Below are 14,045 nucleotides of genomic sequence, written 5' to 3' on the forward strand. Positions count from 1 at the left end.
GCCTGCACTTTGGGAAAAGTGTACAGGATAATGGATACGGGATGTTCCGGAATATGCTGGATTATAAGCTTACCTGGAAGGGAAAGAAATTAGTAAAGATAGACCGCTTTTTCCCTTCAAGCAAAAAATGCAGTAAATGCGGAAAGATAAAAAAAGAGCTGGGATTATCCGAAAGAGTATACCGCTGCACGTGTGGAAATGAGATGGACAGAGATCGAAATGCAGCGATCAATATCCGTGAAGAGGCAAGAAGGATGCTGGCAGTATAAACTGTCCGTATCCGGACAATAAGTAAGAAAATGCGCCCGTGTCCGGGCAAAAGAATCGCGGGGCACGCGAGGATAGCTTGTAGATACTTGGCTCAGTAGAGTCATTGAGCAAGAAGCCCCCACTTCAAAATCTGGGATTTAAGTGGTGGGAGCATGTCACATGATACGATCTGAACAATATAAATCATGAAGGGATTTGATCTTCAAATGGAAATTATGTTAGTTCTGATAATTGCTATATTTACAGCGATTTTTTTCAGATGCATTTTTGAATGGACGATAAATAAATGTTCAGCAATGGAGTCTGTAGATGCGTTTGTTGTAGCAAAACAACAGGGAATGATCCAACAGCAGATACCAAATGCAGGTGATGCTACAGGTGGACATGGTTTTACACTACAGGAACAACCCTGGTATAAAATCACTTTCCGCATGACTGACAGCACAGAAAAGGAATTTAATGTTGATAATTTGATACTCAAGATCCTTTCACCTTGGTAGTATAAGTTGAGAATTACGATTGGAATGAAAAACCTCCATAAATCAATATTGTTCGTTCTATTTTCAGTAACACATTTCGCAATGCGAAAAATAAGTTGCTGAACAGTCGTTGCCTATATTATAATGAAGCTATAGCACCCTGTTAAATAATACATTTGAGAAAGTTCAACTTTCACGCTCTGTTGAGCCGGATCAATATACATTATTTACGAGGAGTGCTGCAGGTACAATAAAAAACGGACAAGAGGCAGACTGATATGGAAAATAAACTGGAACATTTAAAAGAATATCTGAAGGGACTTGGCAGTGTAGCAGTTGCTTTCTCAAGTGGAGTGGATTCTACATTCTTATTAAAAGTAGCTCATGATGTGCTGGGTGATAAGGCGATTGCGATTACGGCTCAATCCTGTTCTTTCCCGAAAAGAGAGCTGAATGAAGCGAAGGCATTCTGCGAGAAAGAGGGGATTCAGCATGTGATCTGCCAGTCTGAGGAATTGGAGATTGAAGGATTTTCAAAGAATCCTCCGAACAGATGTTATTTATGTAAAAAAGAACTGTTTGAGAAGATTGGCGATATTGCAAAAAAGAATGGGATTGAATATATTGCAGAGGGATCAAATATGGATGATAACGGCGATTACAGACCAGGTCTGATCGCCGTAAAAGAACTTGGAGTTAAGAGCCCGCTACGTGAGGCGAAGCTGACAAAAGCAGAGATTAGAGAATACTCAAAGGAATTGGGACTTCCTACCTGGGATAAGCAGTCATTTGCCTGTCTGTCCTCCAGGTTTGTCTATGGAGAGACCATCAGTGAGGAAAAGCTTGGAATGGTTGAGAAAGCAGAGCAGCTTTTACTTGACTATGGATTCCATCAGGTACGTGTCCGTATTCACGGTTCACTTGCAAGAATTGAGATCATGCCGGAGGAATTTCCGAAACTTCTGGAAAAAAATGTCCGAGAGGATATTGCAAAGAAATTTAAGGAGTATGGATTCACTTATGTGACCATGGATATTCTGGGATATCGTATGGGAAGTATGAACGAAACACTTGGCGAAAATGACAAAACGACTGCAGATAGCAGCCTTAGGGGTAAAAACGAATGACAGTAAAAGAGAGAATAGCAGCACTTCGTGCACGCATGAAAGAGACAGGAATTGATGCATATCTGATTCCTACAGATGATTTTCATGGTTCAGAATATGTAGGTGAATATTTCAAATGCAGAAAATATATCACAGGATTTAGCGGTTCTGCAGGTACTGCGGTGATCATGCAGGATATGGCAGGATTATGGACGGATGGACGTTATTTTATCCAGGCTGCAGATCAGCTGGAGGGAACAGGAATTACTTTATTTAAAATGGGTGAACCGGAAGTTCCCACAGTTCATGAATTTCTGAAAAAAAATCTGACACAGGGAATGTGTCTGGGATTTGACGGACGTACTGTCAGCTCAAAAGAGGCAGCAGAATTGGAGAAAATGCTGGATGAAAACGGTGTGTCTCTCAGTGTTGATCACGATCTGGCAGGCGATATATGGGAAAACCGTCCGGTACTTTCCTGTGAACCGGTTACAGAGCTGGATATAAAATGGGCAGGAGAATCCAGAGCTGATAAATGCGCAAGAATCCGCAAAGCAATGGAGAAGAAGGATGCAGATTTATTTGTACTGACTTCTCTGGATGATATTGCCTGGCTGTTAAATATACGTGGGGGAGATATCCACTGTTGTCCGGTGGTTCTTTCTTATCTTGTAATGACAAAAACAGAGATCAGACTTTTTGCAAATGAGAAAGCCTTTCAGACAGACGTACTGGAAGCGCTGGAAAAAGATGGTGTGACCCTTTTTCCCTATGACAGTATCTATGAGTATGTGAAAACATTTAAAAAGGACAAAAAAGTTCTTCTCTGCAAAAAGAAAGTCAACAGTCGTCTGGTTAGCAATATTCCGGCAGACACCCGGATTCTGGATGAAGAAAATCTTACACTTCTTCCCAAGGCAACGAAGAATCCTGTTGAGGTGGAAAATGAACGCATTGCGCATATCAGAGACGGAGTTGCAGTTACAAAGTTCATATACTGGTTAAAGAAGAATGTTGGAAGGATTCCGATCACAGAATTAAGTGCAGCAGAAAAGCTGTATGAATTCCGTTCGGAACAGGAGGATTTCATAGATAACAGTTTTGATCCGATTATTGCCTATGGAAAGCATGCTGCTATTGTACATTATTTTGCAACACCCGAAACAGATATTCCTCTGGAACCATCCGGCTTTCTTCTGGCAGATACAGGAGGACATTATAAAGAGGGAACTACTGATATTACCCGTACTGTTGTCATGGGACCGACTACTGAGGAAGAGAAAAAGTACTTTACAGCAGTTTTGCGGGGAACTCTGAATCTGGGAGCTGCCAGATTTCTTCATGGCTGTACTGGTGTAAATCTGGATATTCTGGCGAGAGAGCCGTTGTGGGAAATGGGAGAGGATTTTAAACATGGAACCGGTCATGGAGTAGGATATCTTCTGAATGTCCATGAAGGACCCAATAGCTTCCGATGGAAAATTGTTCCGGGTGGAAGTGCAGTGCTGGAGGAGGGAATGATCACCTCTGATGAGCCGGGATATTACAGAGAGGATGGATTTGGAATCCGTCATGAAAATCTGATGGTCTGTAAAAAAGCTGAAAAAACAGAGTATGGTCAGTTTATGTGCTTTGAATTTCTGACTATGGTACCTTTTGATCTGGATGGAGTGGTGCCGGAACTGATGAGTGTCCGGGAACGTAACCTTCTCAATGATTACCATGCACAGGTATATGAGAAGATTTCTCCGTATTTGAACGAAGAAGAAAAAGAATGGCTGAAAGATGCTACCCGGGCAATCTGATAAAAATAAAAAAACATTTTACAAAATCAAAAAGAGGAACAGCCGTGATGGACAGCTGTTCCTTTTTGATTTATTATCTGGCTTGTTTTATTCAGAAACTTTTGCAAACTGGCTGTTATATAAAGTATGGTAAAATCCACCTTTTGCAATCAGCTCATCATGAGTACCCTGCTCAATGATACTTCCGTCTTTCATAACAAGAATCAGATCTGCATTTCGGATGGTTGAAAGCCTGTGAGCTACGATAAAGCTTGTTCTTCCCTCCATCATTCGTTCAAACGCTTCCTGAATTTGTAATTCTGTTCGTGTATCAATACTGGAAGTGGCTTCATCCAAGATCAGCATCGGAGGCAGACAGAGCATAACTCGTGTGATACACAGCAGCTGTTTCTGTCCCTGGCTTAAGCTGTCTTCGTTGAGTATGGTGTCCAGTCCTTTAGGAAGCCTCCGGATAAATTCCCAGCTGTGGGTAAGCTTGGCTGCTTCGATGATTTCAGTATCTGTAGCTTCCGGTTTTCCAATCGAGATATTGTCGCGGACAGTTCCGTTTTTGATCCATGTTTCCTGAAGCACCATACCATAGCTGCTTCTGAGAGAATGGCGGGTAATGTCTCTGATCGGTTTGCCGTCAACGGAAATAGATCCGGCATTTACATCATAGAATCTCATCAGAAGGTTGATAAAGGTTGACTTACCGCATCCGGTAGGTCCTACAATGGCAACGCGCATACCTGGTTTTACATGGAGATTAAAGTCCTCAATCAGTTTCTTTGATTCATCATAATGGAAGCACACATTCTTAATATCTACTTCACCCTTTACATCTTTCAGTGTCTCAGAAGCCTCTGCAACTTCCGGTTCCTCCTCCAGCAGATCGAAGATTCTGCCTGCACAGGCAAGAGCATTCTGAAGTTCTGTAACAACGGAACTGATATCATTGAATGGTTTCATATACTGGTTGGCATAGGAGAGAAGTACGGAAAGTCCTCCGACTGTCAGTCTGCCTCCAGGGATAATGAATGCACCCACCAGTGCAACACAGGCATAAATAATATTATTGACAAAACGGGTGGAAGGGTTAGTCAGGCTGCTGTAAAAAACAGCCTTCAGACTGCATTCCTGTAATTCTTCGTTAACCTTTGCAAAGCGTTCAGAAGATTTTTCCTCATATCCAAAAGCCTGAACAACTTTCTGGTTTCCAATCATCTCTTCGATGAGAGCAGTCTGACGTCCTCTGGCATCGCTTTGCTTCCGGAACATCTGGAAGGTATGGGAAGAAATAAATTTGGCCACCAAAAAGCTTACGGGGGTCAGGACAATGACCATCAATGTAATCCAGAAGTTTTTGGAGAACATGAAGATCAGTGTTCCGATGATCGTTACGATTCCGGAAAAAAGCTGGGTAAATCCAAGCAGCATACCATCGGATAGAATATCTGTATCTGCGATAATACGGCTGATGATATCTCCGGTACTGTGTCCGTCAAGGTAAGAGAGGGGAAGTACCTGAATGTGTCGGATGGCTTTGGCACGGATATCCTTTACTGTCTGGTAGGTCATGCGGTTATTGATCACATTCATAAGCCACGTGGCAGCAGAAGAGAGGATGACCATTACAAGGATACGTGACAGGTAATACCACATCATTTCGAAGTTTACCTGATGTTGGGCAATGACCTGATCAATGGCATTTCCGAACAGGATCGGGACATACAGCTGAAGGATAACGGAAACTGCTGCCAGTATGATACTGAGGATCAGCAGGAAACGGTATCTTCCGATGAAACGCAGTACTTTAAAAAAGGTTTCGCTGCTTTTGCTTTTAGCAGGATCTTTTATTGTTGATCTGCTCATACAGTCACCTCCTTCATTATATTACCTGCAGATACAGAGGAGTATCTGGCTCTTTCTTCCGGAAACTGAGAGAAGTAGATTTCCCGGTAAGTGTCACAGGTACGCAGCAATTCAGCATGAGTACCCTTACCTGCCAGAGTACCGTTATCAAGGACAAGGATCAAGTCTGCCTGCTGAATGCTGGAGGAACGCTGGGATACCAGAAATGTAGTTACCTTCCAGTCAAGTCTGTTGAGAGACCTACGCAGTGCTGCATCAGTGGCAAAGTCCAGGGCACTGGCGCTGTCGTCCAGGATCAGGATCTCAGGTTTCTTTACCAGGGCACGGGCAATGGTAAGTCTTTGTTTCTGACCGCCGGAAAGGTTTTTGCCGTTCTGTTCCAGCATAAAATCAAGCTGTCCCGGTTTACCCTCTACCACCTCTTTTCCCTGTGCTGTGGTAAGTGCCTGCCACAGATCCTCGTCAGAGGCATCTTCCCGACCCCATTTCAGATTGTCCCGGATAGAGCCTTTGAAAAGAGCTGCCTTCTGGGGAACAACGCCGATTCTGGAGCGGAGATCATTTCTGGTGTAATTCTCAATATTCTGACCATTCAGCAGGACAGTTCCGTTGCTGGCATCATAGAATCTGGAGATCAGATTCACCAGAGTGGTCTTTCCGCTTCCTGTACCACCAATGATACCTACTGTTTGTCCCTTTTTGACAGAAAAACTGATATGGGAAAGACTGGGGGCACCGGCTTTGCTGTACGCAAAGGTTACATCATCGAATACGACGGCATTTTCTGAAAGAGATGTATCAGCAGTTGCTGCTGTAAGGTCTTTCGTTGTCTGAGCAGAATCAGAACAGGATACAGTAGTGGCAGCCGGGTAATCCATAGTAGATTTCACTTTCAGGATATCTGCCACACGTCCTGCGCAGGCTGCAGATTTGTTCAGGGTGATGATCAGGGAGGCAAGCTTGATCAGTTCCACGATCATCTGAGCCATATAGTTATAAAGGGCAACAACCTGTCCCTGCTGCATACCGCCAAGATTTACTTCTACTCCTGCTTTCTGGATCAGAATAACAGTAGCAATATTGATCAGTACGTAAGTGACCGGATTTAACAAAGCGGAAAGCTTTCCTACAAAGAGATTTAACTTTGTCAGCTCCTGATTGCGGGTATCAAATTCTGCAACTGCCTCTTTTTCGCGGCAGAATGCACGGATAACGCGGACGCCTGTAAGGTTTTCTCTGGTCAGTCCGGTTACTGTGTCCAGTTTTCCCTGTACTTTTTTAAACAGAGGAATACTGAGAAACATAATGACAAAGACAACCAGAAACAGAAACGGGATCGCAACAGCAAAAACCAGGGCACATTTAAAGTCAATGGTAAATGCCATGACCATGGACCCAAGTACGATAAACGGACTTCGAAGAAGAAGACGAAGCCCCATGTTCAGTCCGTTCTGGATCTGATTGATATCGTCGGTAAGTCTTGTGATCAGGGTGTCTGTTCCCAGGGTATCCAGCTCTGTAAAAGACAGATGCTGTACATGGTCATAAACTGCCTGTCTTAATTTAGTGGCAAAGCCCACGCTGGCTTTGGCTGCAAAGAACTGAGCTGTAATGCTGCTGGCAAGACCAAGAGCTGCCATTAAAATAAGAATAAAAAATCTCTGGACAATGTATTTGTTGTCATGGTTTGCAATACCTACATCAATGATCTGTGCAATGACGATAGGCACGATCAGGTCAAATACAACCTCCAGAAATTTAAAAAATGGCGCAAGGATGCTTTCTTTTTTGTAGTTTTTTAAATAAACTGCCAATGAACGCATTTTAAAAATTCCTTCCTTTCGTAAAAAATCTTTCCTATATTATTTCTTCCTTTTTTTGAAAAATAATACATTCAAAAGTGTATCATTTGAGACTTTTTTGTCAAGAAGAATGTGCAAAAACAGATGAACTTTGGAGAAAATTCGTTACTGTTCACTCCGTTCACAGTAACTTAGCCAAAATTCATTCCAGATTGCCTGCGGCAATGGAATTTTGGCTTGTATGTCTCGGGATTTTGGCATATTCATGCCAAAACACCTCGCAGAATAGTGGTGTGTGAACAGTAACGAAAATTCAACTTGACTTCCAAAAAAGATATTATTAAAATATTCCGTGGCACTATTTGTGCACTGACAATTGATAAATTATTATTACCATAATGAGGAAGAGACAGACTATGGAGATTATTGAGACATTTGGTCATTATGTGGAAAATCTGACGGATAAAAAGCCTCAGTCAGCCCGCTGGCTGTTAAAAACCGGCTGGGAGGCGCAGAATCTGAAGTTCCGTTATATGCAGGACAAGAGACTGATGCCTGCAGACAGGCATCTTGCAAACCTGATGATGGATACCATGCTGTGGCCCCTTCAGAAACCGGAAGATTCTGTTATTGTAAGTATTTTTACACCCTGCGAAATGATGCAGGAGGTGGGATTACATCCCTATAATGTAGAAGGATTTTCCTGCTATCTTTCTGCAAGCAAAGCAGAGAGGGCGTTTCTGCAGCAGGCAGAGAATCAGGGAATTGCAGAGACACTGTGCAGTTATCACAAGACATTTCTTGGTGCAGCGCAGAAAGGACTTCTGCCAAAGCCCAAATGTATTGTTTATACCAACCTGACCTGCGATGCTAACCTGCTCACCTTCCGTACCCTGGCAGATTTTTACCAGGTACCTGTATTTGCCATTGATGTACCATGGAATCAGACCACAGAGAATGTACAGTATGTGGCAGATCAGTTAAAGGATTTAAAAGTATTTCTGGAAAAAAATACAGGAAAAACAATCTCTGAGGACAGATTAAAGGAACGTCTTGCCTGCAGTAAGCGGACTCTGGAGAATTACAAAAAATATCAGCAGATGCGTGCAGACAGATATGTGCCCTCTGATCTGGTCACACCCTTGTATGCAGGAATGACAAATAATATCCTTCTGGGAACAGCAGAAGAAGAGAAGTATACACAGATGCTGCTTGAAGATATTAAAAAAACACCGGCAGCGAAAGGAAAACATATTTACTGGATGCATACCATTCCATTCTGGTCGGATGCAGTGCGCCAGGAGCTTTGCTTCAATGAGAAGGCCCAGATTGTGGGATGCGAACTTGCAGAAACCTGTGAGCCGGATTTTGATCCTGAGAAACCCTTTGAAGCAATGGCAGAAAGAATGGTCTATCATTCACTGAACGGAAGTGCACTTAGAAGGATTGAAGCCGGTATCCGACATGCGAAACAGGCAGGTGCAGATGGTGCCGTGTGGTTTGGGCACTGGGGCTGCAAGCACACCCTTGGTGCAGCACAGCTTGCAAAAAAGAAATTTGAGGAAGCCGGTCTGCCCCTTTTGATCCTGGATGGAGACGGGTGTGACCGAAGCCATGGAGGAGAAGGACAGACTTCCACCAGGCTGGGAGCTTTTCTGGAAATGCTGGGAGGTGCTGAGAATGAATAAAACTTATTATGTCTGTAAATACACCCCCATTGAGCTTCTGGAATCTCTTGGCGGGGAATGTGAGAACTTTAACCATATGCCGGATGGCTTTGACCTTGCAGATCAGGTTTCCCATCCCAATATCTGTGGTTTTGGAAAAACACTTCTGGAAGGAGTCATGGAGGGGAAAATCAAGGAACTTGTTCTGGTGAGCTGCTGTGATACCATCCGAAGTGTGTATGACATTTTGCTGGAAAGCGGTAAACTGGATTTCCTTTATATTTTGGATGTGCTTCACTGTGACAGTGCCTGTAGCAGAGAGCGTATGGCTGCACAGTTAAAAGGTCTGGCCAAGACTTATGCACAGTACAAAGGTACAGAGTTTGATGCCGGAAAATTCCGGGCTGCTTTTCATGTACAGGAAAAAAACACAAAGCCTCATATTGCAGTACTTGGTGCCAGAATGGGGCAGGAATTATTTGAAATGACCAGCAAGGCTATGCCCCTTCCTGTAGAGAATGATACCTGTGTGCATAACCGTTCTGTGGGAAATATACTTCCACCGGAGGGTGCTTCTTTTGATGAAATGATGGACTGGTATGCAGGAGAGCTTCTGGGGCAGATTCCATGTATGCGGATGATGGACCCGACAGGCCGTAAGAAGCTTTATAATGATCCGTCTGTTGCAGGAATTATTTATCATACAGTGAAGTTTTGTGATTTTTACAGCTTCGAATATGCTGAGATCAAGAACCATACAGATGTACCTCTTTTAAAAATTGAATCAGATTATACTATTCAGAGCAGCGGTCAGCTTCTTACCAGACTGGAAGCTTTTGCAGAGAGCATTCAGCCTGAAACACTGGAGCAGACCATAGATGGAGACACAAAAGGAGAGAGAAAAATGGGAAAAGGTTATTTCGCAGGGATTGACAGTGGTTCCACCAGTACAGATGTGGTGATTTTAAATAAAGATCATGAGATTGTGACCAGTATTATCCTGCCTACAGGAGCAGGAGCTGCTATCGGAGCAGACCGTGCCCTTGCAGAGGCATTGAAAGAGGTCGGATTGCAGAGAGAAGATATTGATGCGCTGGTTACTACCGGATACGGACGTACAGCTATTAAAAATGGTGATAAGAGTATCACAGAGATCACCTGTCATGCAAGGGGTGCGCATTTCCTGAATTCGGAAGTCCGTACTGTTATTGATATTGGCGGACAGGACAGCAAGGTGATCCGACTGGATGAGAACGGTGCAGTTGCAAACTTTGTTATGAATGACAAATGTGCGGCAGGAACCGGACGATTTCTGGAAATGATGGCACGTACCATGGAAATGAATCTGGATCAGATGAGCGAATGTGGGCTGGAATTCAAAGAAGATATTACAATTTCCAGTATGTGTACAGTATTTGCAGAATCAGAAGTTGTATCCCTGATCGCCCAGAATAAGGCAACAGATGATATTGTTCATGGTCTGAACAAGGCGGTTGCCGTAAAAACCGCAGCTCTTACCAGACGTGTGGGCGGTGAGGAGAAATATATGATGACCGGTGGTGTTTCTAAGAATAAGGGCCTGGTAAAGACGCTGGAAGAGAAGCTTGGAACAAAGCTGGTAATCAGTGACAAGGCACAGTTATGCGGTGCACTTGGCGCGGCGCTGTTTGCAGCTGATATGGCTGATGTATAAAAATTATTTAAATATCCAGGGATTTTACAAGGTGGAAATCTCTGGAATTTTTATACTTTTTTTATAAAAGTTTAATTTTCTATTGACGAGTTCAAATTTAAGAGCTATAGTATACCACAGTAACAGCAAATTAACGAGGTGAAGTTTGCAGGAAAGAGGAAGCCACACAAAAGGCTATACCCGCCGAAGGAGTAAAACTCTCAGGTTCCCTGGATGCAGGGAAGAACTGCAAATGGATCGTTTCTCTGGAGACACCCGTTAGATCGGGGGCCGAAGGTGCAAATAACACGAATTATCAATAGCTGCCCACAAATGGTTATCTGATTCGTGTCTTGAATCTCTCAGGCAAAAGGACAGAGGATGCTTTATCATCCCCGCTGATTCATATGAACTATATGAACAGTATTTTCTGAACTTCTGATTTTTGAAACGGTCTGTTATTACTTTGTTTCCCAGCTGTACAATATATTATACTTTTTAAAAGAAAAAGGAGATTTATTATTATGTGGGAAGCGATCAATTCTTTTTTGACAACAGTAGACAATCTGGTCTGGGGCGTGCCCCTTATGGTCCTGATTATGGCAGGTGGTATCCTGTTAACTGCCAGACTTGGACTTCTTCAGATACGAAGACTCCCCCTTGCATTAAAATGGATGTTTAAGAACGAAGAAGAAGGCGATGGTGAGATTTCCAGTTTCGCAGCTTTATGTACAGCACTGAGCGCCACAATCGGAACCGGTAATATCGTCGGTGTTGCAACTGCTGTCTGTGCCGGAGGTCCCGGAGCTTTATTCTGGATGATTCTTGCAGCATTCTTCGGAATGGCAACAAAATTTTCCGAAGGTCTTCTTGCAGTGAAATACCGTGTGGTAGCAGAAGACGGTCACAGCCTTGGTGGTCCTTTCTATTATATTGAGAAAGGTATGGGAACAAAATGGAAATGGCTTGCAAAGATTTTTGCATTCTTTGGTGTATGTGTAGGTCTTTTCGGAATTGGTACATTCAGCCAGGTAAATGGTATTTCCAGTGCAGTTCAGAACTTCTTTGATCCGAACAAATCAAACTGCGTAAATATTCCGTTCCTTGGAGAGTATTCCTGGGCAGTTGTAATTTCTTCTCTGATTCTTGCAGCCTGTGTTGCAGCAATCCTCATCGGTGGTCTGAAACGAATTGCAACAGTCAGCCAGATTATTGTACCGTTTATGGCGGTGATCTATCTGATCTTCAGTGTTGCGCTGATTCTTTTAAACATTACAGAGATCCCGGCAGCTATCGTAACAGTTGTGAAGGGAGCCTTTAATCCGTCAGCAGTGACAGGCGGTGTGGTAGGAACAATGATCGTATCTATGCAGAAGGGTGTGGCTCGTGGTATCTTCTCAAACGAAGCAGGTCTTGGTAGCGCACCTATCGCAGCAGCAGCAGCTCAGACAAAAGAGCCTGTACGTCAGGGTCTTGTAAGCATGACTGGTACATTTATTGATACGATCGTGATCTGTACAATGACAGGTCTTTCCATCGTACTGACAGGTGCATGGCAGGTAGAAGGTCTGGAAGGTGTTCAGGTAACAACCTATGCATTCCAGCACGGACTTCCGATCCCTGGACAGATTTCTTCATTTGTATTAATGATCTGTCTGGTATTCTTTGCCTTTACTACAATTCTTGGATGGGATTATTACAGTGAAAGATGTCTGGAATATCTGACAAACGGACATAAGAAGACAATCCTTACATATCGCTGGCTTTACATTCTGGCAGTATTCATCGGACCGTACATGACAGTAAGTGCTGTATGGACGATCGCAGATATCTTCAACGGACTGATGGCGATTCCGAATATGATCGCATTGTTCGTTCTGAGCGGTGTAGTTGTAAAAGAAACAAAAGCATTTTTTGATGCAAAGAAGCATAAAATGTAAAGAATTATAAAACGTAATAAAAGAAAAGAAAACAGTAAATCCTCTGATTGTGGAGTTTAACTTCCGGTCAGAGGTTTTTTGATGTTCAGTTATTGTTTGACTAAATATTTATTGGAATGTATGCAAATGACTGATTTGTGAAAAGAAATGACTGAATTTGGACGGAAATGGAAAATTAATTGATTTTGTGCAATCTCAACTAAAATCGGTCATAATTTTTATGAATTAGTTTGATTGACTTTGAATGAATATGACAGTATACTAAGGGTATAAACAAAAACAGTCATAAGCATGCAGAAACGACATGACAATATAAACGGGAGGAAAGAAGAGATGATTTACACAGTAACTTTTAATCCATCTCTGGACTACATCGTTTCAGTAGATGATTTTAAACTGGGACTGACAAACAGAACAAGTTCAGAGCTGATGCTTCCGGGTGGAAAAGGAATCAATGTTTCCACAGTCCTTATGAATCTTGGGATTGAGAACACTGCACTTGGATTTACTGCAGGGTTTATAGGGGAAGAAATTATCCGCAGATTACATGAGATGGGAGTGAAATCTGAGTTCATTCAGATCAGTGAAGGGGTTTCAAGGATCAATCTGAAACTGAAATCTATTGACGGAACCGAGATCAATGGTGCAGGACCGGTGATCAGCAAGGATAAAGTAGAGGAACTGATGAAGAAGCTGGAAGAGCTTGGAGAAGGTGATGTACTTTTCCTGGCAGGCAGCATTCCATCTTCCATGCCGGATGACATGTATGAACAGATCATGGCAAGGCTGGATGGAAAAGGTGTGATGATCGTAGTTGATGCCACAAAGGATCTTCTGGTCAATGTCCTGAAATATCATCCATTCCTTGTAAAACCAAATAATCATGAACTGGGCGAGATCTTCGGTGTGAAATTAAAAACAAGAAAAGATGTAATTCCTTATGGAAAGAAACTTCAGGAAAAAGGTGCAAGAAATGTGCTGATCTCCATGGCCGGCGAAGGTGCAGTTCTGGTAGCAGAGGATGGACAGGTATTTGAAGAACCTGCACCAAAAGGCAGGCTGATAAATGGTGTGGGTGCAGGAGATTCCATGGTAGCAGGATTCGTTGCAGGCTGGATGGAGAAGAAGGATTACGAACATGCATTCCACATGGGAATTGCAGCAGGAAGTGCAAGTGCATTTTCTGAAAATCTTGCAACAAAGGAAGAAATAGAAGCGGTTTATGGTCAGATAACCGGAAAATAATAAAGGGAGAAGAAAAGATGAGAATAACAGATTTGCCTGATGGACGAAATGTATTAATGGGAACAGAGTGAACAGTAACCCAATTATGGGTGGCATTAATACAGGTCTGAACAATGCCTTGACAGGAATGGGAAGTTCTAGTAAAGTAGTTTTAGGATAATAAGCGGGAATCCTCGGCAATTCAATTACCGAGCCTGCAAATAAA

Annotated in this window: 10 protein-coding genes and 1 riboswitch; of the genes, 8 read left to right on the forward strand and 2 right to left on the reverse strand. The window is 42.9% G+C overall.

Features of this window, described 5'->3' with window-relative positions; translation table 11 throughout:
* From G4417_RS15545 to G4417_RS15560, 4 genes are all read left to right on the forward strand, one after another.
* On the forward strand, positions 1-269 hold a 269-nt coding region (locus G4417_RS15545; RefSeq protein ID WP_173684142.1), incomplete at its 5' end, for a zinc ribbon domain-containing protein.
* A gap of 186 nt (positions 270-455) precedes the next feature.
* Positions 456-770, forward strand: a complete 315-nt coding sequence (locus G4417_RS15550) for a DUF2500 family protein (protein WP_173717701.1) — start codon at positions 456-458, stop codon at positions 768-770.
* A 257-nt stretch (positions 771-1,027) separates the two neighbouring features.
* Positions 1,028-1,876 (forward strand): ATP-dependent sacrificial sulfur transferase LarE, encoded by an 849-nt coding sequence (gene larE, locus G4417_RS15555; RefSeq protein ID WP_055053612.1) that lies wholly within the window; start codon positions 1,028-1,030, stop codon positions 1,874-1,876.
* Entirely contained in the window at positions 1,873-3,660 is a 1,788-nt protein-coding gene (locus tag G4417_RS15560; protein ID WP_173684144.1) for an aminopeptidase P family protein, read from the forward strand. The genes larE and G4417_RS15560 overlap by 4 nt, the downstream gene beginning before the upstream one ends.
* A gap of 87 nt (positions 3,661-3,747) precedes the next feature.
* Here G4417_RS15560 and G4417_RS15565 read toward each other — a convergent pair whose 3' ends face one another.
* Complete coding sequence (locus G4417_RS15565) at positions 3,748-5,514, reverse strand: ABC transporter ATP-binding protein (RefSeq protein WP_173684145.1); 1,767 nt, start codon at positions 5,512-5,514, stop codon at positions 3,748-3,750.
* Complete coding sequence (locus tag G4417_RS15570; RefSeq protein ID WP_173684146.1) at positions 5,511-7,337, reverse strand: ABC transporter ATP-binding protein; 1,827 nt, start codon at positions 7,335-7,337, stop codon at positions 5,511-5,513. Before G4417_RS15570 ends, G4417_RS15565 begins: the two co-directional genes overlap by 4 nt.
* A gap of 395 nt (positions 7,338-7,732) precedes the next feature.
* On the opposite strand from G4417_RS15570, the gene G4417_RS15575 reads away from it, so the two are divergent.
* From G4417_RS15575 to pfkB, 4 genes are all read left to right on the forward strand, one after another.
* Entirely contained in the window at positions 7,733-9,004 is a 1,272-nt protein-coding gene (locus G4417_RS15575) for a 2-hydroxyacyl-CoA dehydratase subunit D (protein WP_173684147.1), read from the forward strand.
* Complete coding sequence (locus G4417_RS15580; protein ID WP_173684148.1) at positions 8,997-10,676, forward strand: acyl-CoA dehydratase activase; 1,680 nt, start codon at positions 8,997-8,999, stop codon at positions 10,674-10,676. The genes G4417_RS15575 and G4417_RS15580 overlap by 8 nt, the downstream gene beginning before the upstream one ends.
* 235 nt (positions 10,677-10,911) lie before the next feature.
* A riboswitch (glycine riboswitch) is annotated at positions 10,912-11,043 on the forward strand.
* A 136-nt stretch (positions 11,044-11,179) separates the two neighbouring features.
* Positions 11,180-12,595 carry an alanine/glycine:cation symporter family protein gene (locus G4417_RS15585; protein ID WP_055053616.1) on the forward strand — a complete coding sequence of 472 codons (1,416 nt, stop codon included), beginning with the start codon at positions 11,180-11,182 and terminating at the stop codon, positions 12,593-12,595.
* A 333-nt stretch (positions 12,596-12,928) separates the two neighbouring features.
* On the forward strand, positions 12,929-13,840 hold the full coding sequence (pfkB, locus tag G4417_RS15590; RefSeq protein WP_173684149.1) for a 1-phosphofructokinase: 912 nt from the start codon (positions 12,929-12,931) through the stop codon (positions 13,838-13,840).
* Positions 13,841-14,045: the final 205 nt, after the last annotated feature.

The organism is Blautia wexlerae (genome assembly GCF_013300825.1).
GTDB lineage: Bacteria > Bacillota > Clostridia > Lachnospirales > Lachnospiraceae > Blautia_A > Blautia_A wexlerae_B.

Bases quoted from the DNA above. Each gene is read 5' to 3' on its own strand.
- pfkB (WP_173684149.1), top strand. From the start codon at position 12,929: ATGATTTACACAGTAACTTTTAATCCATCTCTGGACTACATCGTTTCA.
- G4417_RS15580 (WP_173684148.1), top strand. From the start codon at position 8,997: ATGAATAAAACTTATTATGTCTGTAAATACACCCCCATTGAGCTTCTG.
- G4417_RS15585 (WP_055053616.1), top strand. From the start codon at position 11,180: ATGTGGGAAGCGATCAATTCTTTTTTGACAACAGTAGACAATCTGGTC.
- G4417_RS15560 (WP_173684144.1), top strand. From the start codon at position 1,873: ATGACAGTAAAAGAGAGAATAGCAGCACTTCGTGCACGCATGAAAGAG.
- G4417_RS15565 (WP_173684145.1), bottom strand. From the start codon at position 5,514: ATGAGCAGATCAACAATAAAAGATCCTGCTAAAAGCAAAAGCAGCGAA.
- larE (WP_055053612.1), top strand. From the start codon at position 1,028: ATGGAAAATAAACTGGAACATTTAAAAGAATATCTGAAGGGACTTGGC.
- G4417_RS15550 (WP_173717701.1), top strand. From the start codon at position 456: ATGAAGGGATTTGATCTTCAAATGGAAATTATGTTAGTTCTGATAATT.
- G4417_RS15575 (WP_173684147.1), top strand. From the start codon at position 7,733: ATGGAGATTATTGAGACATTTGGTCATTATGTGGAAAATCTGACGGAT.
- G4417_RS15570 (WP_173684146.1), bottom strand. From the start codon at position 7,337: ATGCGTTCATTGGCAGTTTATTTAAAAAACTACAAAAAAGAAAGCATC.